Source organism: Gordonia sp. DT30 (assembly GCF_049844915.1).
Classification (GTDB): domain Bacteria; phylum Actinomycetota; class Actinomycetes; order Mycobacteriales; family Mycobacteriaceae; genus Gordonia.
Map to the genome: position 1 here is coordinate 186,331 of NZ_JBNCLY010000005.1, position 22,964 is coordinate 209,294.

The window sequence follows — 22,964 nt, forward strand, 5'->3', positions numbered from 1 at the left end:
GTCGTCACCAAAGGAGTTGTCGCACATGTCCGTACCCACCGACGATCTCACGGCCCTCGCGACGGAGGCGTACGTCTACCTGTATCCGCTGGTCACCATGGAGGTGAGCCGCCGGCAACAGACTGCCCCGGCGGCCGCGGACCGTCCGGTGTTCGGACCCGCCAACCAGTTCGCCCATCTGCGCGAGTTCCCGTCCGCGCAGTTCCGGGCGGTGGTGCGCCCGAACTTCGACACCTTGTATTCGTCGGCGTGGCTCGACCTCACCACGGGACCGGTGGCCATCGACGCCCCCGACAGCGACGGCAGGTATTACATGCTGCCGATGCTGGACATGTGGACCGATGTCTTCGCCGTCCCCGGCAAACGCACCACCGGTACCGGCCCCCAGCGCCATGTGGTCGTACCGCCGGGCTTCTCCGGCGATGTCGGCTCGCACGGAACGGTCATCGAGGCGCCCACCCCTTATGTCTGGCTGATCGGGCGCACGCAGACCAACGGGCCGTCCGACTATGCCGCCGTCAATCGATTCCAGGATGGTCTGCGGGTCACCGCTCTCGGCGAGTCGCCCGCGCCGCCGCCCCCGGACATCGATCTGAGCACCGAGCCGTTGCGCCTGGTGAACGGCATGAGCGCCCTCGACTACTTCTCTTTCGCGGCCGATGCTCTCACGATCATCCCGCCACATCGCACCGACTTCTCGGTGCTCGCGCGGATCGCGGCGCTCGGGGTGGTCCCCGGAAAGCCCTTCGACGCGGCGACGTTCAGCGCCGAGCAGGCCGCCCAACTCGAGGCCGGAGCCGCCGCGGCCCGGACCACACTGGCCGACTTGACCGGACTCGGCCGGGTCGCCAACGGCTGGGAGATCATCACCGAATCGATCGGCGTGTACGGCAACGACTACCGCAAGCGCGCGCAGGTGACCCTGGTCGGCCTGGGCGCCAATCCGCCCGACGACGCCGTCTATCCGGTTCTGCTGACCGACGCCGCAGGGCGGCCGCTGACGGGAGACCGCGCGTACACGATCCACTTCGACGGCGATCAGCTGCCACCGGTGAACGCCTTCTGGTCGGTCACCATGTACGACGGCGAGGGATATCAGGTCGCCAACGAACTCGACCGATTCGCCCTCGGCGATCGGGACCCGTTGCGCTACAACGACGATGGTTCGCTGGATCTGTATGTGCAGCACACCGATCCCGGCGGCGACAAGACCAGCAACTGGCTTCCGGCGCCCTCGTCCGGCGCCCTCGGGGTGACGCTGCGCCTCTATGCGCCGCAACCGGGCGTGCTCGACGGCACGTGGACGCCACCACCGGTCGTGCCGGTGGAGTCCTGACCGGTCGGCTCACCTTCTCAGTCTGCGCTCACCCGGCGTCCGCGCACGTACACCTCGCCGATCGCCGGCTCACGCAATCCCATCAGCAGCGCGAACAACGTCTGGTCCCTTGCCAGTTCGGGGTCATCGGAGCGAATTCCGTTCTCCAGCATGGCCGCCAACGGCGGCCAGCGCTCCGGTTCGATGACCAGGAAGTCCGCTTCTTTCCCGGCGTCGAGATTGCCGAACCTCTCCTCGGCGTCGAGTGCCCGCGCCCCGGCCAGGGTGCCGGTGAACAGCAATTCGGCCGGATGAATCGACACCCCGCGATCACCCGGCTCGGAGATGTGCACCTTGAAGGCGTCCGAGAGCACCCGCGAGATCAGCCACTCGTCGCCTCCGCCGCAATCGGTTCCGGCCGCGACCGTGACGCCCGAGGCGATCGTGGACAGCCACGGCATCGTCCCGGATCCGAGGAACAACTGGGAGGTCGGGCAGTGTGCGATCGAGGTCCCCGTCTGCGCCATCCGCGCCAACTCGGCCTCGGTGCAGTGCACGGCGTGGGCGAGGACGGTGCGCCGGCCGAGCAGACTCTCGCCGCCACGCGCCGAGCCGGGCAGAAATTTTCCATCGTAGGTATCGAGGTAGCTGTCGACTTCGAAAAGCTTTTTGACCGTGTCGATCTCGCCGGTGCCGGGCCGATTGTTCTCGTTGAGGTGGGTGTGCACGTACACCCCGCGCCCGGACACCTCGGCGTAGAGCTCGCCGAGGGCGCGCAACGTCTCGGTCGTCACCGACAAGGTGAACCGCGGCACGATCGCGGTGTGCAGCAACGAGGTTGCCGGATCACCGGTGTCGGCGGCATGCCAGCGATCGATCTCCGCAGTTGTCAGGGCGATCGCGTCGGCCTCCGAGGTGATCAGCGGGCCGGCGGAATCGGGTCCCACCGTTTGGATTCCACGGCCACTGACCAGACGCAGACCCACCCGCGCGGTCTCGGCGAACAGCGCGTCCTGCGCATGGGGAAACGCCGACCCGAACACCATCGCCGCAGTGGTGCCCGCCGCGATCCGCCGGGCGGTGAATTCGCGGGCGATGCGGCGCGCGAACTCCGGGTCCGCCAGCCGCGCCTCGGCCGGAAAGATGCACGTGTTCAACCACTCCAGCAGTTGCCCGCCCCCGTAGGCGTCGAGCGAGTAGGTCTGCGGGAAGTGGATGTGGGCGTCGACGAAGCCGGGGATCAGGAACGCGTCGCCGTGATCGATGGTGACGCCTCGCGCGGCGTCGGCATCCGGCAGGGCACCCCCGTCAGACAGGGCATCGGCCAGGCCGCTGCGCGGCCCGCTGTAGACGATGACGCCGGTCTCGTCGTCGATCACCAACGCGCCGTCGGCGACGTCGACGAGCGACTGCGCCGCGTCACGCAGATCCGGTGCCCCGGTGATGTGGATGAGATGGCCGAGATGGATTGTCACCGGAACACACAAGCACATCTGGCCCGATTCGGCGCGCCGGGGCGCCGTCCGGAGTTCTCAGACGACGTGCCCGTCCCACTCGTGGTCGTGCATGAACCCCTCGGCGAGCCCGACGCGGTATTTGAGACAACTACGCACGATGCCGAGATACGCGATGGGCAGCATCACGCCGGGTTTGCGATCGCCGGACACGCCGATGACGTCGTCGAACTCCCGCAGGTCACGGAAATACTGCCGCAGGGTCCGGCCCTGCCGGGCGTCCTTACGCCAGCCGAAGATGGCCATGCCGATCTTGATCATCGCCCGCACGTCGTCGTCGGGCACGATCAGCTCGTCGTTCTCACCGAAGAACGCCTCGTCGACGCGATTGTGCGGCCGGAACATCATGATCCCGCTGGTGGCACGCGGATTGCACTCGATGCAGTACAGGCCCTTGTCCGGGTGGTCGATGAAGTCGAATCCGACCTGACCGGTGAAGTCGGTGCCGGCCAGGAACGTCTCGACCCAGTCGAAGATCGGCTGATGCTTCACCGGCACGAACGACAGACACGAACTGCCGCCGATCGCATAGCCGACGGGGTAGGTGGCGTGGGCGAAGATCTTGCCGTCGCGCACCACCGAGTAGGTGCAGTAGCGATCGCCGGTCAGCCATTCCTGGGCCAGCCACGGATTGCTCGGATCGTGATCGAGCCACTCCATCGCATCGCCCGGATACACCTTGTGTACCCGCTGCGATCCACGCGAATAGCACTTCTTGACCGCGAACGGCCCGTCGAAATCCAGGCCGCCGACGTCCTCGGGACCGTCGAGGCGCGCGAATTTCAGGGTCGGCACCTCGCGCTGCGCCAGCATCTCCTGGAAGTCGAACTTGTTGTGCAACTGGTTCTCGAGCTCGAAATCGGACAGGAACAGTTCACATTCGGCGGGGAACAGTCCGCGCATCATCGAGAGGACGTCGGTCTCCTCGTGGATCGGGATGACCATGTCGACCTGCTCGTCGACGACGATGCGGGCCAGTTCGCGGCAGTATTCCTGCGGCTTGAACTTGGGCGGGGGCACCAGGTGGAAGCCGTCGACGGCCGTGGACACCCGGGTCAACACGATCGGGATCGAGTCGACGGTGGTGACGCGATGCCCGGCCGCCGACAGCAGGCGGGCGAGATTCAGGCTGAGGAACGACCGGCCGAAGGTGATCAGCACATGTCTACCGGAGGAGGCCACGGGGCGAGTCTAGTGGCGCCGGTTCGTCGGGCACACGGTGCGTACCGCTGCACCGGGAATTCGATTGCCTGCGGTGCGGCGAACCGATTTCATGGAATAGCTGACCCGGGGTCGTCGTTGGGATTGCCTGGATTGTTAGGTTGGCTTTGCTCGATCGTCCATGATCGAGGGTGTCGACAGGTCGGCGAGCAGGCGTGTCGAGGGCGGACGTGTCGAGGGCGGAGGAGGTGTGTCGGTGCTCTTCGTGATCGGCGTCATCGCCGCCTCCCTGGCCGCAGTCGCCTACGGGATGTCGACGGTGCTGCGCGCGCTCGGCGCGCGCCGGGTCGCCCAGGTCGCCCGCGAGGAGGGCGTCGGCGACACCAACCCGGCCGGTGGACCCACGTTGCAGTCGACGATGTCGACGCTGGTCGACCCGTCCTTCATCCTCGGCACGGTCATGGTGATCGTCGGTTTCGCCGGCGGCGCGGTGGCCGCCCGCTTCCTGCCGCTGTTCCTCTCGCAGACCATCGTCTCGGCCAACCTCGTCGTGACCGCACTGCTCGGCACGATCATGCTGAACATCGCCTTGCACACCCGCGACTGGGTGGCCGTCTGGCTGGTCGTGTTCTCACTGTGCCTGCTCGGCTTCTCCTCGTCGCACCGCACCGGCGAAGGCCATGAGCACTCCATCCATTGGGGTCTGTTCATCGCGACGATCGTCTTGTCGACGCTGGCGCTGCTCGGGGTGTACCGCCTCGGCCGCCACGGGGCGATCGTCGGCGGGGCGATGGCAGGGCTGCTGTTCGGCGTGATCGCCATCGCCGTCCGCATCCTCGACGGCGTGCATCCGTTCGATCTGAAGGTGCTGCTCACCGATCCCGCCGCCTGGACCATCGCGGTGGCCGGCGCCTGCGGCTTCTTCGTGCAGACCGTCGCGCTGCAACTCGGCGCGGTCAACGGTGTCACCGCCGTGCTCGTGGTCGGCGAGACCGCGGGACCGAGCCTCGTCGGTGTGCTGTTCCTCGGCGATACCGCCAAGGCCGGATTGGGCTGGCTCGCGATCGTCGGCTTCATCGGGGCGGTGATCGGCGCGGTGCTCGTCGCGTGGTACGGCTCAGGCGATCCAGACCACTTCGGTGAGGCACCGCCCATGAAGGGCGGATGGCACCGTGGCCGTGAGGATTTCGACGGCGACCCCGACGACGACACGACCCGCACCGCCGACACCGCCCGCACCGCCGACACCGAGCGCGGCGGCGGCGAGTACGGATCGGTGGAGGACGAGTTCTGCGACGCCGACTTCACCCTCGTCGAGGACGACCTCGAAGCCGATTTCGGTGGTCCGCGCGAAGACGACGGTCCCGCCGCGAGTCGCAACGCCCGCAACCGCGCCCAGTAGCCGCCCAACCAGCCGCTGAAAGTGGGGGAAGAGCCACTCTTCCCCCACTTTTCTGTTCGTCCTCCGCAAGTTTCTGGAGGACGAAACAACAAGTGGGGGAAGAACTTTCAGAGACGGTCCGTCAGCGTTCGCGCAGGATGAGGTCGGCGATGCCGTCGCGATCGGTGACGTCGAGTTTGGTGCACGCCCGGTAGATGTGCCCCTCGACGGTACGGACGGAAACGGTCAGCCGTGCGGCGATCTGCTTGTTGGACAAGCCCGACGCGACGAGGTTGGCGATCTCGCGTTCGCGGGTCGTCAGGGGCAGCGGTTGCGCCGCCTCGATCAGCGCCGGGGTGCGCAACCCGCCACAGGCCGACGCCAGCCGATTCGCCATCGACGACGACGCCACCGTCGCCGACCTGCTACCCGAACGATCGTGGATACGGCTGGCCTGCGCGGCCACATCGGCCGCCGACAACCGCAGGCCGAGCGCCTCGAGATCGGCGGCGCAGACGTCGAGTTCGACGCCGTCACCGGCTGCGAGCGCCGCCGCATGGCGGGCGTAGAGTCGCGCCGACGGTCCGTCGATCTGTTCGGCCAACTCGGCCAGACGTGGCCCGGCGCTGACATCCCCGAAGCGTACGGCGGTGTGCAGCGCCTCCGCCTCGATCGCGAACTGATCTGTCTCGGCCGCCAGTCGTGCTGCTGCACAAGCTCGTTCGATACCGATCGACAAGGTCCCGGCCGCCGCGGCCTGCCATGCCTGCGCAATCCACAGCATCGGCCGGAACACCGCCACATGTGCACCGTCGCGCGCGGCCGCCCGGCCGAGTACCACTTCGGCGCGCTCCGCCTCCCCCAGCGCGCTGAGCGCCTGGGCCAGAAAGACATACGCCGGAAAGTTCCACGACGCGGAGTACTCGTCGCCGTCGAGGGTGGCCAAGGTCTGTTCGATGCGCCGCACCACCGAGGCGCAGTCGCCGTGCGCCAGATCGACCGCCGACACGAGGATCCCCGACATCGCCCAGCTGAGGTATTGCGCGGTGTCGGCGAATGCGACGTAACGCCGCACCGCCACCTTGGCTTCGTCCAGCCGGCCGGTCAGGATCAGTCCGAGGATCTCACCGATCGCGGCCGGATATCGCAACAGCCCATCGGTGAACCGTTCTGCCTCGCGGGCACGCCGGGCGAGCGGATCGAGTGCACCGCCTCGCCCCGACAGCGCGCGTGACAGCATCCCGCCGAATACACCCCATTCGACCGCCCACGGCAGGGCGTTCGGCGATTCGAGTGCAAGATCCGAGAGCGCGATCGCATCATCGATACGGTTCTCGAACAGTGCGCACGCCGACGCGATGCCATCGACGATCCGCAACAGATTCTCGTCGTCGACCCCGTCACGCACCTGGGCAAGGATCTTCTCGGCCGGTTCGGCATGATTCATCACCCAGAACATGTTTCCGACGCGCTGCAATCCGATCCGCAGCCGCAGCGGTACGTCCAGACCGGTCGTGTCGATGTGCGCGAGGATCTCCTCGGCTTCGTCCGGATGTCCCTGCCACATCAGTGCCCTCGACAGCAATTCGGCCTCGGCCGGTCCGCCACCCTCCTCGAGCGCGGCCCGCGCGAAACGCTCACCCATCGGGGTCTGTGCCAGGTTGAGCGCGTCGTCTGCGGCCGCCGACAACAATCCGAGGTCGACGGCCGACCGGTCGCTCTCCAACGCCAATTCGGCCAGCCGGATCCGGTCGAGCGGCGTCGACAACGGTCGTTCCCGCAGCGCACGCACCAGGTTGCCGCGTAGCCGGCGCGAGGATGCAAAACCCAGGCGGCGTCGGATCACCTCCCCGAACAGTGGGTGATGGAAGCCGACGTTGAGTTCGCGGCCGTCCCGCTCGAGCCGCACCAGCCCGTCGATCTCGGCCTGTTCGACGGCCTCCTCGCCGGCGACCTCGGCGAGGACGTCGAGATTCAGCGGCTCGCACAGACTCAGATATTTCAGGGCGGTCAGCACCGACTCGTCGAGTTGCTCGATCCGGCCGTCGAGCAACGACGCCAGTTCCGAGGTGATCGCGGCCCGGCCGCGCAGCTGCCATACCCCGTTGACCTGACGCAGCGTGTTGGCTTGGCGGGCACCGTCGACCAGGTGCCGCAGGAACAGCGCGTTGCCGCCCGAGGCCGCCCACATCCGGTCCGCCGAGTGCTCCTCGAGCTGACCACCGAGCACCGACTCCACCAGCTCGACGCTCTGGGCTTTGGTGAACGGCGACAACGTGATCCGCAGCAGGTGGTTGTCCTTCCACAGTGAGGTCACCGCATCCGGGACGGACTCGCCGCTGCGCACGGTCGCCACGATGTGCACGGCTCGGTCGATGGCGAGCTGATGCAGCAGCGTTGCCGAGAGTTCGTCGAGCAGATGCGCGTCGTCGACACCGATCACCGCGTTGCCCCCGGCCAGCAGCGACTCGCGGGCGGCCGACAGGTAGGTGACCGGGTCACTCGAGGTCGCCGGGCCCACAAGATGGGCGAAGACCCCGAGCGGGATCGACCGGGCCGACTCGGTACCGGCGACCCAGCGCACACCGGCGCCGATCTCGGCCGTCACGTGGCGTGCGAGAGTGGTCTTGCCCACGCCCGAATCACCGGTCAGCACGACACCGCACACAGCCGTCTCGTCGCGCAGCGCGGCCGAGATCGCACGGTATTCCTTTTCGCGCTCGACCAGAGGCCAGTTCGCCATGCGGGTATTTTAGTCCTTTTATCAGCTAAAACGCAGCCTTGTCTTCAGCCGATCAGGTAATGACCCGCCACTGCGCCCGGGTGTCAGGCGTCGCGCTGATTGGCCGCCCATACCCCCGCGGCGAAGATGACCACCGCCCACACCGCGAAGTAGACCAGTGAGACACCGGAATTCCAGTGGAAGTCGTCGTCGGCCGTGCCACCGGTCAAGAAACGCGTGCCGTTGGCGAAGGGCAGGAGGGGTCCGATCCAGTCACGCACCTTGGGCACCGACCCGAGGATCGTCTCGATGACGAGCATCCACACCAGCACGAGCGAGATCGCACCGGCGGTCTGCCGCACCAGCGCGCCCACGCCGAGCGACAGCAGGACGCACAGCGCCGCGTAGACGGGGATGCCCCAGATCTGCCGGATCACCGCCCCGTCACCGAATCCGAACCCGCCGATACCGGCGACGAGAATCCCGAGGCAGACGACGGTGAGTACCAGCATGGTGACCAGGGTCAGACCGACGTATACCCCGGCCTTGGCCAGGAGTGCCGACGTCCGCTTGGGGGCGGCGAGGAACGTCGCGCGGATCGTCGAGAATCGGTACTCACTGGTGATGCCGAGGACGGCCATGATCATCAGCACGATGACGGCGAACTGGTCGAGACCGATCAGCACGAAGCTCAGAGAGGTGCCGTCCACCCCGGCCGACGGCGGCGCGCCTTGCGATGCGTCGTTGACGTTGCCGGCCAACCCGGCGAACAGCGACGTGATCCCGATACTGAGGATCACCACCAGCCCCATGCACCAGTAGGGCGAGCGGATCGAGGTGAGCTTGATCTGTTCGGCACGCAACAGGTCGATCATCGGGCTCCCCCACCCTGCGGGTACTGGCCCGGCGGTGGATATCGGCCCGGCGGTGGACCTTGCTGCGGGACGGCCCACTGGCCTGGCGGTGGGAACTGGCCCGGCGGCGGGTACTGGCCCGGCGGTGGGTACTGGCCCGGCGGTGGGAACTGGCCCGGCGGCAGCACATCCGGCGCCCCACCCGGCCCCTCGGCACCGGCGTGATACTCGACGGCGTGGGCGGTCATCGCCATGAATGCTTCCTCCAACGATGCGGTCTGGGCGACGAGCTCATGCACGGTGACGCCGGCCGCCGCGGCGATGTCGCCGACCCGGTCGGTGGTGACGTCGTCGAGGGCGAACAGGGTGCGGCCCTGGGTGTCGTGCTCGACACGCGCCGACAATCCCGCCGAGCCGAGCGCAGTATGCAATTGTTCGGGTTGCGGGGTACGCACCCGCACGATGGTCTTGGCGGCCGCGGTGAATTCCGACACCGAGTTGTCGGCGATCAGCCGGCCCTGCCCGATCACCACCAGCCGGTCGGCCGTCAGCGACATCTCGGTCAGCAGGTGACTCGACACCAAAACCGTACGGCCCTCGGCGGCAAGGGACTTCATGAAGTTGCGGATCCAGACGATGCCCTCGGGGTCGAGCCCGTTGACGGGCTCGTCGAAGAGCAGCGTGTGCGGATCGCCGAGCAGGGCACCGGCCAGGCCCAGGCGCTGCGACATACCCAGCGAAAAGCCACCCGCGCGTTTGCGGGCCACCTGCGTCAGACCCACCGTCTCGAGGACCGCATCGGCCCGGGAGGCGGGAATACCGTTGCTGGCGGCCAGCCATCGCAGATGCGAGCGGGCGCTGCGATTGGGATGTACCCATTTGGCATCGAGCAGCGCGCCGACATGCCGCAACGGATGGTCGAGTTCACGATAGGGCCTGCCGTCGATGGTGGCCCTGCCCGACGTCGGCCGGTCCAGACCCAGCATCATCCGCATGGTGGTGGACTTCCCGGCGCCGTTGGGCCCGAGGAAGCCGGTGACGAGTCCGGGGCGGACCTCGAAGGTGAGGTTGTCGACGGCACGAACGTTGCCGAAGTCCTTCGTGAGGTTCTCGACGCTCAACATGCCGACGAGACTACACAGCGATGGTCAGACAGCGGCACACACACGGGGCGACCACGCAAGGGCGACGTCAAATGCAGACGATCAGATGACCGGCGAGGACGCGAGGGCCCACCGGCGCTGGGGAATCCGGCCCGCCGTGGCGGCCAGCCGGCCCGCGGTGACCGCATGACGCATCGCCGTCGCCATCCGTTCCGGATCTTCGGCCCGCGTCACCGCCGACGCGAGAAGCACTGCATCACAACCGAGTTCCATCGCCAGTGCGGCATCGCTGGCCGTACCGATCCCGGCGTCGAGGACCACGGGGACCGTCGCCGCGGCGACGATCATCTCGATGTTGTGCGGATTGCGGATACCGAGCCCCGTCCCGATCGGCGACCCGAGCGGCATCACCGCGGCCACCCCGAGATCCTCGAGGCGGGCCGCGAGCACCGGGTCGTCGTTGGTGTAGGCGAGCACGGTGAATCCGTCGTCGACCAATTGCCGTGCACCGTCGAGGAGTTCGACCGGATCGGGCAAGAGGGTGCGGTCGTCGGCCACCACCTCCAGCTTCACCCAGGAGGTATCCAATGCCTCCCGCGCGAGCTGTGCGGTCAGCACCGCCTCGGCCGCGGTGCGGCTGCCCGCGGTGTTCGGCAATGGTTGGATCTTCAGTCGCCGCAACACATCCAGTATGCCGGTCGCGCTCCCGGCACTCACTCGGCGCATCGCCACCGTCGTCAGCTCCGTACCGGAGGCGACCAGCGCTCGGGACAAGACGTCGAGGGAGCTCGCCCCGCCGGTACCCATGATGAGCCGCGACGACAGCTCCCGGTCGGCGATCCGCAGCGTGTCGGGGATGCTAACCACCTTGCACCGCCGTCACGACCTCCACCGCGGTCCCGTCGGCCAGGGCGACGCTGCCCCAACGGCTGCGCGGCACCACCGCGCCGTCGACGGCCACCGCGATCCCCTGGTCGGGTAAACCCATGGAGGTCAGCAGATCTCGCACCGACCCGCCCGGGTCTAGGGCGGCCTCCGCGCCGTTCACCGTGATCGTCATATCGCACTCCTCTCCGCGCCTGCTCCGAGAGGCATCTCCGCACCGAGAATGCGGGTGACCACGTCGGAGGTGTACGGCGCCAACACGATTCCGTTCCGTCCATGTCCAGCGGCGACGCTGACGCGGTCGTCGAGACGCTTGATGATGGGCAGTCCGTCGGGTGAGCACGGCCGGAATCCGGCACCCGCCTCGACCAGCGTGTAGTCGCGCGCCCCCGGGAAGACCTCGATCGCATCGGCGAGCAGATCGGCCACCCCACCCGCCTGCGGTGCCGCGTCGCCCTGCCGCCACTGTTCCGCATCGCCCTCGTATTGGGTTGCGCCGACGACGATTCCGTCGTGTCTCGGCACCACGTACACCATTCGGCCGTCGACCCGGGCCCGGATCACGTGGCGCGGCGGCGGCACCGTCCACCGGTCCGCCCGCAGGCGCAGCACCTCGCCTTTGGCGAGATGGATCGGCGCCGACGGCCACAGCTGCCCGACCCCGGCCCCCGCGGCGATCAGGATCTGGTCGGCGTCGTCGAGTTCGGCGAGGTCCTCGACCCGGCGCGGGACGATCTGCCCACCGGCCGCGGTGAGCGCCGCGGCCAGCGCGGCCAGCAGACGCCGATTATCCACGGCGCCTTCACCTGTCGCGAGATAGCCGCCGCGCACACGAGCGCCGACGGCATGCTCGCGCGCACGTATGCCTGCGGCGTCGACCCGGCTCAGCCGGTCGGCGGCGTATGGCCGGGCCGACCACACGTAGTCGGCGAGCTGGGTCAGATAGGCCATGTCGGCGGCGCCGGTCGCCACGAACAGCGAGTCGGTCGCCGTCATGATCTGCGGGTCGCCCAACCGCTCGACGAGGGCGGGCCAGCCACGCACGGACTGTTCGGAGATCGTCAGCAACGCGTCCTCGCCGGGATGTCCCTCGCCGAGCGAGCCGAGCATCCCGCCGGCGACCCACGCGGCCCGCCACTGCCGGCCGGCGTCGAGGACACGAACATGCCAGCCGGCGTCGGCGGCGGCGAGGGCGCAGGTCAGACCGATGACGCCACCGCCGATGACGGCCAGTGTCCGGCCGGTGCCCTTCTCTTCGGTGCCCTGCATGCTTGCGCATCCTTCCTTCGCCGGCATGATCCGGATCAGGTGTGACGGTCAGCGGGAGCGTCCCGCACTCTCAGCCCGGCGTACCCCGGACTCCCGTGTCGTGTCTTCCAGACTAACGCAGGCGATGGACCCGGTGCCGACGCCCATCGCTTCCGCCGACGGGCACCGGCCATGGCTAGGGTGTGAGACATGCCCGGAGAGAACCTGATTGCGCGCGACGCCGCCGCGGCCGACCACCCGCTGCGATCGCGTCTGGCCGCGGCCCGGCTCTATCTGTGCACCGATGCGCGCCGGGAACGCGGCGACCTGATCGAGTTCGTCGACGCCGCTCTCGCCGGCGGTGTGGACATCGTCCAATTGCGCGACAAGGGTTCCCGCGGTGAGCAGGCGTTCGGCGTGTTGGAGGCGGGCGAGGAACTGGAGATCCTGGCGGCACTGCGCGGCGTCGTCGATGCCCACGGTGCACTGCTGTCGGTCAACGATCGCGCCGACATCGCACTGCTCGCCGGTGCCGACGTCCTGCACCTCGGCCAGGGCGATCTGCGTCCCGCCGACGCCCGCCGCATCGTCGGCGCCGACACGATCATCGGACTGTCCAGCCACGATGCGGCGCAGGCCCGCGGCGCGATCGGCGACGACGCCGTCGACTACTTCTGCGTCGGCCCCTGCTGGCCCACGCCCACCAAACCCGGACGCGCCGCACCCGGCCTGGATCTCGTCCGGGAGGTGGCCGCGACCGCGACGGACAAGCCGTGGTTCGCGATCGGCGGCATCGACGCGGCGCGGTTACCCGCTGTCGTCGACGCCGGTGCCGCGCGGCTCGTCGTCGTGCGTGCCATCACCGCCGCCGCCGATCCGGCCACCGCGGCCGCCGGCCTCCGCGCGGGTCTGGCGTTCGGCTGACCCGCCGGGCAAATACTGTTTGCCGACCCGTCGCCACGGCGTTACAGTGGCCCGATCATGTGCATTCGAATCGCGCTCGTACTCACCCCGTAGCGGGGTCCGATCTGACCGACCCCCCGCTGCGGGGTCGTCGCGCATTCTCGCCGGTCACCGATTCGACCGAAATGCTGACCACGATGCACACACTTTTCTATCTGCCCGGCACCGACTCGACCCACCCGAGCACGCAACCGTCCGGTTCGATTGCCGACCGGCTCCCCCGAGCGATTCACGCGGAGGTGGACGGCATGACCTGGGACGAGTTCACCGACGTCTACGGCGCAACCGGCACCATCCGGCTCGGTTCGCTGTCGATCACACCCGCGCCCGCCGACATGATCGAATGCCGGGCGACCATGGCCTGCGCCGACCGCATCATGTCGTTGTCCGCGAGGGCCACCGGTCCGGTGGGTGCGATGACCTCGATCCTGCACGACATGGGTGCTCGCGTCGGGATCCTCACGCTTCGTCAGCGCCGGACCGACGAGGGTTTCGCGACCTTCTTGCTGTGTGAAGGCGACGATCGGCAGTGTTGGGCCTACGGTGCCGGCGCCACCGGCGACGAAGCCAACATCAATGCACTGATCGCGGGGGCGAACCGCCTGTTGCCCCGGTAGACGGTCGGTTGGGTCGGCGGTCAGTTCAACAGGTCGAGCGCGGCGATACGGTCGCGTAGTTCCGGCCACGCCGCACCGAACCCGGGGTGCAGCGGCAACGCGTCGACGTCGGACGCGTCGACCCAGCGCAGTTCCGCCGACTCGCCGTTGGCCACGGTGGCGACGGGGTTGTCGATGTCGGCGATGACGGTCGTATAGGTCCAGCCGCCCACGGCGCGATGGGTGATCAGTGCGGCGGTGACGTGCACCGGCGCCGGATCGAGCCCGGCCTCCTCGTGCGCTTCGCGCAACGCGGTGTCGACGGCTCCCTCGTGGGAGTCCCGCGCGCCGCCCGGGATTCCCCAGGTTCCGCCCTGATGCGACCACGCGGCCCGGTGCTGCAGCAGGATCAGCGTGTGACCGTCGGGACGCAGCGTCCGCAGCAACAGACCGGCCGCCCCGTGCACACCCCAATACCGCGAACCATCGGCGTCGATGACCCAGCCGTCCCCGTCTCCTCGCACCGTGCCTCCTGTTACCCGACCTGCGGATCCGACTTCTGCTCACCGTCTGCTGCCTCCACCGTATGTGACCGGGCCCACCGGAACCAGGTTCCGCGCACGCGGGATCGAGATCTCCCCCGGGCGGGAAACGCCCCGGCGACGTGAGGCCTTCGTCACCGCGGCGCGGCTAGGGTTGAAACAGACCGGCACCGCAGGAGCGATACACCGAACACGGGTCATTTTCGGGCATGTCGCCCCCGCCGGGCGGGGATGTCGGCGAACCACAACGACGACGAATGACCGATCAGCGAAGAAGGGATCGTGTGGTGACCGGCGAGGCATCTCCCATGCGGACGGTGCTGACCCGTGCAGGCCGCACCATCCGCCCGGGCTCGTCGTCGCCACCCTTGCGGCAGGCGCTGGCCGACCGGCGCGAGTCGACGTCGTCGGGCCGGACGCGCGCCCAGTCACCGCTGACCACCATGCGCCACTACGCGCGCACCACCCCCGGCAAACTCGTCCTGATCGCGGTGGTGCTCGCGCTCGCGATCCTCGGCACCGGCTGGTACGGCTCGAACGTCCTCGAGAACCGCACCAATTCCCTCAAGAGCATGATCGACCGGGGCGAACCGCTCGCCGAGGCATCGCAGGTCCTCTACAGTTCGCTGTCGATTGCCGACGCCTCCGCGAACTCCGCTTTCATCTCCGGTGGCCTGGAGTCCCCGGATCTACGAACCCGCTACTCGAATGCCCTGGCCACCGCGTCGGCCTCGTTGATGCGCGCCGCCGGGAGTTCGGGCGCACCCGGCGAGGACGACGACGCCGACACCCGCGCGGTCAACGCCGACCTCAAGACATTGGCGACCACCATCCCCGTCTACAGCGGGCTCATCGAGACCGCGCGCACCAACAATCGGCTCGGCAACCCGGTGGGCAGCGCCTATCTCGGCCAGGCGTCGGCACTGATGCACGACCAGATCCTGCCCGCCGCGCAACGACTCTACGAACGCCGCTCCAAGGCCATCGCCGACCCGCAACACACCCTGACCGTCCCGCCCTATGGCGTCTACGCCGGCTTGCTCATCCTGGCCCTGGCCCTCATCGCGGTGTCCCGTTACCTGAGGCGACGCACCCGCCGCCGCTTCAACATCGGGGTGCTCGCTGCCCTCACCGCGATCGTCGGCGGACTGATCTGGCTGTTGGTATCGGGGCTGACGTCGGTGGCCGCGACCAATTCGGCCAAGTCCGATGGTGCCGACCCGCTGCGGCAGCTGACCGAGGCCCGCATCCTCACCCAGCAGGCCCGCTCGGCGGAGACGCTCTCGCTCATCCGGCGCACCGATCAGAGCGACTTCGATCAGACCTTTGCCACCGCCACGTCCGGCATCAGCGCGCTGCTCACCGATCTGGGTGGACGGACCAGCTCCACTGGTGGTGCGTTGACGCCGGCGCAGGTGCAGTCGGTGACCTCGGCGCTCGATCAGTGGCAGAAATCCGACCAGCAGGCGCGGGCGGCGATCGAGCGCGGCGACTTCCGGCAGGCCCGCATGCTGACGATCGGCACGACGCCCGAGAGCACCGCAGGTAGCTACGCGGCCGTCGACTCCGCGCTGACCGACGCCATCACCACCACCCGCACGTCATTCCGCGACGACATCAACACCGCGCAGCGCCTGATCGGCTACACCGGTACCGGCATTCTCGTGTTGACGATCTTCGCGGCCGTAGCGCTGGTCATCGGCCTGATTCCCCGTGTCCGCGAGTACCGATGACGCACACACCGATCCCCTTCACCCGTCGCCGGCCGCCCGCGCGCGCCCGCCGCAAGACTTCGGGCGCGACGATGATCCTCGGCGCCGTACTCGCCGTGGTCGCGTTGCTCACCTCCGGTTGCGTCACCTTCGCCGCGCCGCAGTCGCCTCCCCCGACGGCACCCGCGGTCACCCCGACCCCGCCGGGCGCGGCGACCGAGGTGAGCACCGAGCCCGCGCCCACCTCCTGTGACGCCACCGCCGCCCTGCGTCCGCCCGATCCCATGCCCGAGCCGGCGCAGATGCCGCCGGGCAGCACCATGGCGGCGATCGCCGCACGCGGACGGCTCATCGTCGGCACCGACATCGGCTCGAGCCCGTTCAGCTTCCGGGACCCGCTCAGCGGCGACCTCCAGGGCTTCGACGTCGACCTCGCACGGGAGGTCTCCCGAGCGATCTTCGGCGACCCCAACCGGATCGAATTCCGGGTGCTCAGTTCTTCCGACCGGATCGACGCCTTGCGCAGCGGCTCCGTCGACCTCGTCGTCAAGACGATGTCGATCACGTGCGACCGCGCACAGTCGGTCAGCTTTTCTTCCCCGTATTACGTTGCATCCCAACGCATTCTCGTTCTACGGAATTCCGGCATCACCGACGTCTCCGGTCTCGCGGACAAACGCGTGTGCTCGGCTCGTGGCACCACCTCGATCGGCCGAATGCAAGCCGAACAACCGCGTGCCAAGATGATCACGACAGTCACCTGGGCCGATTGTCTGGTGATGTTGCAGCAGGGGCAGGTCGATGCGATCACCACCGACGACGCGATCCTGGCCGGCCTGGCCCAGCAGGACCCATGGGTTCAGATGGTCGGTCCCGGACTCGGAACGGAGGATTACGGCATCGGGCTCCCGAAAGGACACGACGACATGGTCCGATTCGTCGATGGCGTACTCGCCGCGACCGAGGCCGACGGGCGATGGAACGAGATCTACGCCCGCTGGTTGGGCGACATCGGGCCCGGTTACGGTCCACCACAAGTGTTCTACCGGGACTGACCGACGATGACAGGGAACGACGAACGCACCGGCGCCCCGCCACGGGTCGCCGCCGACGACGCACCGGACGCCACGTGTGAACCCGAGGTCGGCGCCCAACGCGCGGATCTCGGGCAGCTCGAGGAGCCCGACGACCGGACCCAGCGCACCGACCCGGGTGATCTCGACATCGGCACGCAGCGTGCGGATCTGTCCGACCTCGAGATCGCCGATACCGGGGCGACGGCCTCGGGCCGAGGTTCGGCCACCCCACCGGTGACCGGCTCCACCGACCCGGTTCTCCGCCCGCGCCCACGCATCCCGGGCGACACGTTGCCGGCGGCGGGCCACGCACGACGATTCGTTCCCAAAGCCCCACCGCAAGTGCATGATCGGCGACTCGGTACCGGACTCGTCGAATTGCCGAAGATCGTCGACATCGAGCCCGCCGACGCGGTGCTGGACTCCCCGGTGATCCCCGAGGGCAAGCGGTTCTGCTGGCGGTGCGGCCGGCCGGTCGGGCGCAAGGGGGGTGCCGGCGCCGGGGACCTCACCGGCACCTGTCCGCATTGCGGTGCCCGCTACTCCTTCATCCCGGGGCTGGCACCCGGCACGCTGGTGGCCGGCCAGTACGAGATCGCGGGCGCCATCGCGCACGGCGGCCTGGGCTGGATCTACCTGGCCATCGACCGTAACGTCTCCGATCGCCCCGTGGTCCTCAAGGGGCTGCTGAACTCATCCGATTCCGAGGCCCAGCAGATCGCCATGGCCGAACGGCAGTTCCTGGCGTCGGTGAACCACCCCGGGATCGTGAAGATCTACAACTTCGTCGAGTACGCCGCCGACGACGACCAACGCTTCGGCTACATCGTCATGGAGTACATCGGCGGGCAGACGCTCAAGGAGATCACCGCTGCCGCATCCGATTCCGACGGCGGAGCTGCTCTGCTGCCGATCGAGCAGGCCATGGCCTACATCCTCGAGGTGCTTCCGGCCATCGGCTATCTGCACTCGGTGGGCCTGGTCTACAACGACGTGAAGCCCGAGAACGTGATGGTGTCCAGCGACGAGGTCAAACTCATCGATCTCGGTGCGGTGTCGGCGATCAACGGCTACGGACACCTCTACGGCACCCCGGGATTCCAGGCTCCGGAGATCGTGCAGACCGGACCGCAGGTGGTGACCGACATCTACAGCATCGGCCGCACCCTGGCTGTGCTGACGCTGGACATGCCGATGGAGCAGGGCCGATATCTCGACGAGTTGCCCGATCCGGAGACCACCCCCGTGCTAGCGGCGAATCCGTCGTATTATCTGCTGCTGCAACGTGCCACGGCCACCGACCCGGCCGAACGCTTCGGCTCGGCCGAGGAGATGACCACCCAGTTGCTCAACGTGCTGCGCGAGACCGTCGCCGTGCACACCGGTGTGCCGCGGCCCTCGCTGTCGACGGTGTTCACCCCCCAGCGATCCACGTACGGCACCGATCTCATCCTGGCCCCGGTGGACGGGTTCTTCGACCCGGACCTCGCGGCCTTCTACAATCCGGTCGACATCGCGCACGCCTTGCCGGTGCCGCTGGTCAACCCTGCCGATCCGGCTGCCGGACTGCTGAACTCGGCGGCGCTCTCCGATCCGCGGCAAACCCTCGACTCGATCAATGCCGCACGCGCGGAGCGCTTCTCGTCGTTGTTGGGCCGCCCGTCGAACAACGCTCATCCGTCGCTCGAGATCGATCTGGCGCAGGCGCGCGCCCATCTGGAGCTCGGCGACGTCGACACCGCACTCGCCGTTCTCCGCGATGTGTCCGTGCAGCACGGTGATTCGTGGCGAGTGGACTGGTATCTGGGCATCTGCGGCCTGATGAACGGCGAGCCGGAGCTCGCGCATCAGCGTTTCACCGAAGTGCTGCAGACGATGCCGGGCGAACTCGCACCGAAGCTCGCGACGGCCGGAACCGCCGAGATCATCGGCCGGTGGCTCTCGGATGAGAAGTATTCGAACGAGGACGGCTCCACGACGCCGCCGGCGCGGCGCATCGCCGAGATGTACGACGTCGCCGACCGGCTCTACCGCGATCTGTGGTTGACCGATCACAGCATCGTGACCGCCGCGTTCGGGCTCGCCCGCCTGGCCGTGGCGCGCGGTGACTTCGACGCCGCCATCGAACCCCTCGACGAGGTACCGCCCACCAGCCGGCACTACAACACCGCGCGCACCACCGCGGTGCTCGCCCTCGTCCACGGGCGTGCGCCGGAACTGGTGGAGAAGCGTCAGATCGTCGAGGCCGCACGGCGTCTGGATGTCATGCCCGAGAGCGAGCCACGCAAGGCCCGGCTGCAACTCATCGTGCTCGGCACCGCACTCGGATGGATCATGGCGCACCCCGAGCAGGCCGGCGACCCGGCCACGCTCCTCGGCGTCCCCTTCACCGAACGCGGCCTGCGCAAGGGCACCGAAAATTCCCTGCGCGCCCTCGCGCGTCAGATGCGCTACAACCGCGACCACCGCTTTCTGCTGGTGGATCTGGCCAACTATGTGCGTCCGGACAGTCTTTTCTGAGAGTCGCGCCGACTCAGGTTCCCGAACCGGATTCCGGTTCTGATCGAGCGACCACCTCGACGGCCTGGCGGGCGATTGCCAGCTCCTCGTTGGTGGGTACGACGAGCACCCTCACCGTACTGTCGTCTGTGGAGATCTGCCGGGCATCCTTGCGGTGCACCGCATTCCGCTCCGGGTCGATGGCGATTCCGTAGTTCTCGAGCCCGGCGAGGGCATCCGCGCGCACGCCGGCAGCGTTCTCGCCGACGCCCGCGGTGAAGGTGATCGCATCCACCCGGCCCAGATCGATCATGTACGCACCGATATAGCGGCGCAGGCGATGGATGTAGACGTCGTAGGCGAGACGCGCCGACGTGTCGCCTCGCCCGATGCGCTCGGTGACCGAACGAAAGTCGTTGTCGCCGCAAAGTCCCTTGAGGCCCGAGTTCTTGTTGAGCAGGGTGTCGATCTGCTCGGCGCCGAGTTTGGCGACCCGGTGCAGATGCAAGACGACGCCGGGATCGATGTCGCCGCTGCGAGTTCCCATGACGAGCCCCTCGAGCGGGGTCATGCCCATGCTGGTGTCGATCGGCTCGCCGCCGGAGATCGCCGACGCCGATGCCCCGTTGCCGAGGTGCAGCACGATCTGGTTGACCGTCGCCGGATCCTGGCCCAGGATCGGCGGAACCTGCTCGGAGACATATTGATGGCTCGTCCCGTGGAACCCGTACCGGCGGATGGCGTGGAGCTTCGCCACGCCCCGATCGATGGCGTAGGTGGCGGCGGCATCAGGCAGCCCGTGGAAGAAGGCGGTGTCGAACACCGCCACCGAGGGCACCCTGGGCAGCAACTCGCGCGCCGCCTCGATACCGGTCAGGTTCGCCGGATTATGCAGCGGCGCAAGTGAAGAGATCCGCTTGATCTCACTGATCACATGATCGTCGATGAGGGTCGGCCGGTAGAACGTCCGGCCACCGTGGACCACTCGATGACCCACCGCCGACAGGCCGGCATGCGCCAGATCGATGCCACCCGAGGTGAACAACTCCATCATCCGCCGGATCGCGGCGGTATGGTCGGGCAATTCGAGGGTCTCGGTGGACTCATCGCCGCCCTGGGAGTGGGTGATCGAGCCATCGTGATCACCGATCCGCTCGGCGACACCGTCGGCGATCACCTCCGCGCTCTCGGGATGCACCAGCTGATATTTCAGCGAGGACGAGCCCGCGTTCAGTACCAGTACCGCTCCGTCGACCGATTCACTCATTCTTCTCGCCGCCCTCGTGCCGCCAAGTTCTGTGCCTGTATCGCGGTGATCGCCACCGTATTCACTATGTCGTCGACGAGCGCACCCCGGGACAGATCGTTGATCGGACGCCGAATGCCTTGCAGCACCGGCCCGATCGCGACCGCACCGGCACTGCGCTGCACCGCCTTGTAGGTGTTGTTGCCGGTGTTGAGGTCGGGGAAGATCAGTACGGTCGCCTTTCCGGCCACCGGCGAGTCGGGCATCTTCGTCGCCGCCACCGACGGCTCCACCGCGGCGTCGTACTGGATGGGGCCCTCCACCAACAGGTGTGGTGAACGCTCACGTACCAGCTCGGTCGCGATGCGCACCTTGTCGACGTCGGCGCCGGTCCCCGAACTGCCCGTGGAGTAGGAGAGCATCGCCACCCGCGGCTCGATTCCGAAACCGGCCGCCGTGGTCGCCGACGAGATCGCGATGTCGGCGAGTTGCTCGGCGGTGGGGTCGGGCACGATCGCGCAGTCACCGTACGCAAGGACCTTGTCGGCCAGGCACATGAAGAACACGCTCGAGACCGTCGACACCCCCGGGGTCGTCTTGATCACCTCGAAGGCCGGCCGGATGGTGTGCGCGGTGGTGTGCGCGGCCCCCGACACCATGCCGTCGGCGCGGCCGGTGTAGACGAGCATCGTCCCGAAGTACGACACATCGCCGATCCGCTCGCGGGCCTGCTCGACGTCGACGCCCTTGTGCTTGCGCAGTTCCGCATAGATCTGCGCGAACTCCTCGGTGAGCGCCGACGTCGCCGGATCGATGATCTCCACGCCGTCGAGATCGACCCCCAGTTCGTGCGCGCGGCTCGACACCGCGGCCTCATCACCGAGAATGATCAGCGACACCACATTTCGGCGCAGCAGCCGTCCGGCGGCACGCAGGATTCGGTCGTCGTTGCCCTCGGGCAGGACGATGCATCGGCGGTCCGCGCGGGCGCGGGCGATCAGGCCGTACTCGAACATCTGCGGCGTCATCACCTCGGTGGTGGGCACCTTCAGCAGGTTCATCATCGCGTCGGGATCGATGTAGCGCTCCATCAGTCCCAGCGCGGCCTCGATCTTGCGCACCGACCCGACCGCCACCCGGCCGCGGGTGTTCGCCGCGATCCGAGCGGTGTCGTAGGTGCCCTGATCGCACATGATGATCGGCAGCGGCGACCGCAACCCGGAGACGAGGGCGTCGACCATCAGATGGGGGCGCAACCCACCGTTGAGGATGATGCCCGACAAACGCGGAAAGCCGTGGGCGGCATCGGCGTTGACGAGTGCCAGCAAGACGTCGGAGCGGTCGGCGGGCGCGATGACGACGGTGCCCTCGGAAAGCCGCTCCAGGATGTGTTCGACGGTCATGCCGCCGACCATGACCTTGAGCGCCTCCCGCTCCAGCAACTCCGGGTCGCCACTGCAGAGGGTCGCGTGCAGCGCCTCCTGCAGCTCGGCCATCGTCGGCGCGAACAGCACCGGCTCCTCGGGCAGGCACCAGGTCGGTACCGAGAGCGTGGCCAGTTCGGCCTGCACCGCCGACATCTGTTCGGGGTCACAGCGATTGGCGATGACCGCGGCCGTCGTCGCGTGAATCGAGGCGATATCGGCGAGGAGGTGCTCCGCGGTCTCCCGCACTTCCACCGGGCTGCGCCCAGAGGCATTGAGCGCCAGAATGATCGGCGCCGACAGATTCGCGGCCACACGTGCGTTGTACGCCAGTTCCGACGGGTTGCCGACGTCGGTGTAGTCCGATCCGACGATCACCACCGCATCGCATCGCGACTCCACCGCATGGAACCGGGCCACGATCTCGGCGATCGCTCCGTCGGGTGCGGCATGGACCTGGTCGTAGGTGACCCCGATGCAGTCGTCGTAGGAGACCTCGGCGGATGCGTGCTCGATCAGCATCTCCAGGACGTAATCGCGCTCCCCGGCTCCGGTGCGTGAGATCGGGCGGAACACCCCGACCCGGCCACCCGTCGCCGCGAGCAACGCCAACACACCGAGCGCCACCGTCGACTTACCGGTGTTTCCCTCGGCCGAGGCGATGTAGATCTTCGTCGCCACCGCCGGGGTGTTCGTCTCTGAACCCATGGTCGTAACCCTAGC

Annotated in this window: 18 protein-coding genes; 7 read left to right on the plus strand and 11 right to left on the minus strand. The window is 68.0% G+C overall.

The window, feature by feature from the left end; genetic code table 11:
* The first annotated feature begins 25 nt into the window (after positions 1-25).
* The gene (locus tag ACLQ3C_RS07520) at positions 26-1,336 is read left to right on the plus strand and encodes a DUF1254 domain-containing protein (RefSeq protein ID WP_425704409.1); all 1,311 of its coding nucleotides are present in this window, start codon (positions 26-28) and stop codon (positions 1,334-1,336) included.
* 17 nt (positions 1,337-1,353) lie between these two features.
* On the opposite strand, the gene ACLQ3C_RS07525 is transcribed toward ACLQ3C_RS07520, so the two are convergent.
* Positions 1,354-2,790, minus strand: coding sequence for an amidohydrolase family protein (locus tag ACLQ3C_RS07525; RefSeq protein ID WP_425704410.1), 1,437 nt, complete (start codon positions 2,788-2,790; stop codon positions 1,354-1,356).
* 57 nt (positions 2,791-2,847) lie between these two features.
* Positions 2,848-4,011 (minus strand): carboxylate--amine ligase, encoded by a 1,164-nt coding sequence (locus ACLQ3C_RS07530; RefSeq protein WP_425704411.1) that lies wholly within the window; start codon positions 4,009-4,011, stop codon positions 2,848-2,850.
* 289 nt (positions 4,012-4,300) lie between these two features.
* On the opposite strand from ACLQ3C_RS07530, the gene ACLQ3C_RS07535 reads away from it, so the two are divergent.
* Entirely contained in the window at positions 4,301-5,392 is a 1,092-nt protein-coding gene (locus tag ACLQ3C_RS07535) for an EamA/RhaT family transporter (RefSeq protein WP_425704459.1), read from the plus strand.
* A 121-nt stretch (positions 5,393-5,513) separates the two neighbouring features.
* Here ACLQ3C_RS07535 and ACLQ3C_RS07540 read toward each other — a convergent pair whose 3' ends face one another.
* The 6 genes from ACLQ3C_RS07540 to ACLQ3C_RS07565 all read right to left on the minus strand — a co-directional run bounded on the left by ACLQ3C_RS07540 (position 5,514) and on the right by ACLQ3C_RS07565 (position 12,204).
* A complete protein-coding gene (locus ACLQ3C_RS07540) occupies positions 5,514-8,114 on the minus strand; it encodes a LuxR C-terminal-related transcriptional regulator (RefSeq protein WP_425704412.1) in 2,601 nt (866 codons plus the stop codon).
* A gap of 83 nt (positions 8,115-8,197) precedes the next feature.
* A complete protein-coding gene (locus tag ACLQ3C_RS07545) occupies positions 8,198-8,968 on the minus strand; it encodes an ABC transporter permease (protein ID WP_425704413.1) in 771 nt (256 codons plus the stop codon).
* Positions 8,965-10,071, minus strand: coding sequence for an ABC transporter ATP-binding protein (locus tag ACLQ3C_RS07550; protein WP_425704414.1), 1,107 nt, complete (start codon positions 10,069-10,071; stop codon positions 8,965-8,967). The genes ACLQ3C_RS07545 and ACLQ3C_RS07550 overlap by 4 nt, the downstream gene beginning before the upstream one ends.
* A gap of 81 nt (positions 10,072-10,152) precedes the next feature.
* Complete coding sequence (locus ACLQ3C_RS07555) at positions 10,153-10,917, minus strand: thiazole synthase (RefSeq protein WP_425704415.1); 765 nt, start codon at positions 10,915-10,917, stop codon at positions 10,153-10,155.
* Positions 10,910-11,110: a sulfur carrier protein ThiS gene (gene thiS, locus ACLQ3C_RS07560; protein ID WP_425704416.1), complete on the minus strand. Its 201-nt coding sequence runs from the start codon at positions 11,108-11,110 to the stop codon at positions 10,910-10,912. Before thiS ends, ACLQ3C_RS07555 begins: the two co-directional genes overlap by 8 nt.
* Entirely contained in the window at positions 11,107-12,204 is a 1,098-nt protein-coding gene (locus ACLQ3C_RS07565; protein WP_425704417.1) for an FAD-dependent oxidoreductase, read from the minus strand. The genes thiS and ACLQ3C_RS07565 overlap by 4 nt, the downstream gene beginning before the upstream one ends.
* Positions 12,205-12,393: 189 nt before the next feature.
* Between ACLQ3C_RS07565 and thiE the strand changes: the two genes are divergently transcribed.
* Both thiE and ACLQ3C_RS07575 read left to right on the plus strand, forming a co-directional pair.
* Positions 12,394-13,107 carry a thiamine phosphate synthase gene (gene thiE / locus ACLQ3C_RS07570; protein WP_425704418.1) on the plus strand — a complete coding sequence of 238 codons (714 nt, stop codon included), beginning with the start codon at positions 12,394-12,396 and terminating at the stop codon, positions 13,105-13,107.
* A gap of 287 nt (positions 13,108-13,394) precedes the next feature.
* Positions 13,395-13,763, plus strand: coding sequence for a hypothetical protein (locus ACLQ3C_RS07575; protein ID WP_425704460.1), 369 nt, complete (start codon positions 13,395-13,397; stop codon positions 13,761-13,763).
* Positions 13,764-13,783: 20 nt separating this feature from the next.
* Here ACLQ3C_RS07575 and ACLQ3C_RS07580 read toward each other — a convergent pair whose 3' ends face one another.
* Positions 13,784-14,266, minus strand: a complete 483-nt coding sequence (locus ACLQ3C_RS07580) for an NUDIX hydrolase (RefSeq protein WP_425704419.1) — start codon at positions 14,264-14,266, stop codon at positions 13,784-13,786.
* Positions 14,267-14,571: 305 nt separating this feature from the next.
* Here ACLQ3C_RS07580 and ACLQ3C_RS07585 point away from each other — a divergent pair, with 305 nt between their 5' ends.
* From ACLQ3C_RS07585 to ACLQ3C_RS07595, 3 genes are all read left to right on the plus strand, one after another.
* The gene (locus tag ACLQ3C_RS07585; protein ID WP_425704461.1) at positions 14,572-16,017 is read left to right on the plus strand and encodes a hypothetical protein; all 1,446 of its coding nucleotides are present in this window, start codon (positions 14,572-14,574) and stop codon (positions 16,015-16,017) included.
* A 71-nt stretch (positions 16,018-16,088) separates the two neighbouring features.
* Positions 16,089-17,051: a glutamate ABC transporter substrate-binding protein gene (locus ACLQ3C_RS07590; RefSeq protein ID WP_425704462.1), complete on the plus strand. Its 963-nt coding sequence runs from the start codon at positions 16,089-16,091 to the stop codon at positions 17,049-17,051.
* A 6-nt stretch (positions 17,052-17,057) separates the two neighbouring features.
* Positions 17,058-19,592, plus strand: coding sequence for a tetratricopeptide repeat protein (locus tag ACLQ3C_RS07595; protein WP_425704420.1), 2,535 nt, complete (start codon positions 17,058-17,060; stop codon positions 19,590-19,592).
* Positions 19,593-19,605: 13 nt separating this feature from the next.
* Here ACLQ3C_RS07595 and ACLQ3C_RS07600 read toward each other — a convergent pair whose 3' ends face one another.
* Both ACLQ3C_RS07600 and pta read right to left on the minus strand, forming a co-directional pair.
* Positions 19,606-20,838 (minus strand): acetate kinase, encoded by a 1,233-nt coding sequence (locus ACLQ3C_RS07600; protein ID WP_425704421.1) that lies wholly within the window; start codon positions 20,836-20,838, stop codon positions 19,606-19,608.
* Positions 20,835-22,949: a phosphate acetyltransferase gene (pta, locus tag ACLQ3C_RS07605; RefSeq protein WP_425704422.1), complete on the minus strand. Its 2,115-nt coding sequence runs from the start codon at positions 22,947-22,949 to the stop codon at positions 20,835-20,837. The genes ACLQ3C_RS07600 and pta overlap by 4 nt, the downstream gene beginning before the upstream one ends.
* Positions 22,950-22,964 lie beyond the last annotated feature (15 nt).

Coding starts and splice junctions, on each gene's coding strand:
- ACLQ3C_RS07535 (WP_425704459.1), top strand. CDS start 4,301: ATGTCGACGGTGCTGCGCGCGCTCGGCGCGCGCCGGGTCGCCCAGGTC.
- pta (WP_425704422.1), bottom strand. CDS start 22,949: ATGGGTTCAGAGACGAACACCCCGGCGGTGGCGACGAAGATCTACATC.
- ACLQ3C_RS07565 (WP_425704417.1), bottom strand. CDS start 12,204: ATGCAGGGCACCGAAGAGAAGGGCACCGGCCGGACACTGGCCGTCATC.
- ACLQ3C_RS07520 (WP_425704409.1), top strand. CDS start 26: ATGTCCGTACCCACCGACGATCTCACGGCCCTCGCGACGGAGGCGTAC.
- ACLQ3C_RS07600 (WP_425704421.1), bottom strand. CDS start 20,838: ATGAGTGAATCGGTCGACGGAGCGGTACTGGTACTGAACGCGGGCTCG.
- ACLQ3C_RS07545 (WP_425704413.1), bottom strand. CDS start 8,968: ATGATCGACCTGTTGCGTGCCGAACAGATCAAGCTCACCTCGATCCGC.
- ACLQ3C_RS07595 (WP_425704420.1), top strand. CDS start 17,058: ATGACAGGGAACGACGAACGCACCGGCGCCCCGCCACGGGTCGCCGCC.
- ACLQ3C_RS07550 (WP_425704414.1), bottom strand. CDS start 10,071: ATGTTGAGCGTCGAGAACCTCACGAAGGACTTCGGCAACGTTCGTGCC.
- thiS (WP_425704416.1), bottom strand. CDS start 11,110: ATGACGATCACGGTGAACGGCGCGGAGGCCGCCCTAGACCCGGGCGGG.
- ACLQ3C_RS07590 (WP_425704462.1), top strand. CDS start 16,089: ATGATCCTCGGCGCCGTACTCGCCGTGGTCGCGTTGCTCACCTCCGGT.
- thiE (WP_425704418.1), top strand. CDS start 12,394: ATGCCCGGAGAGAACCTGATTGCGCGCGACGCCGCCGCGGCCGACCAC.
- ACLQ3C_RS07540 (WP_425704412.1), bottom strand. CDS start 8,114: ATGGCGAACTGGCCTCTGGTCGAGCGCGAAAAGGAATACCGTGCGATC.
- ACLQ3C_RS07575 (WP_425704460.1), top strand. CDS start 13,395: ATGACCTGGGACGAGTTCACCGACGTCTACGGCGCAACCGGCACCATC.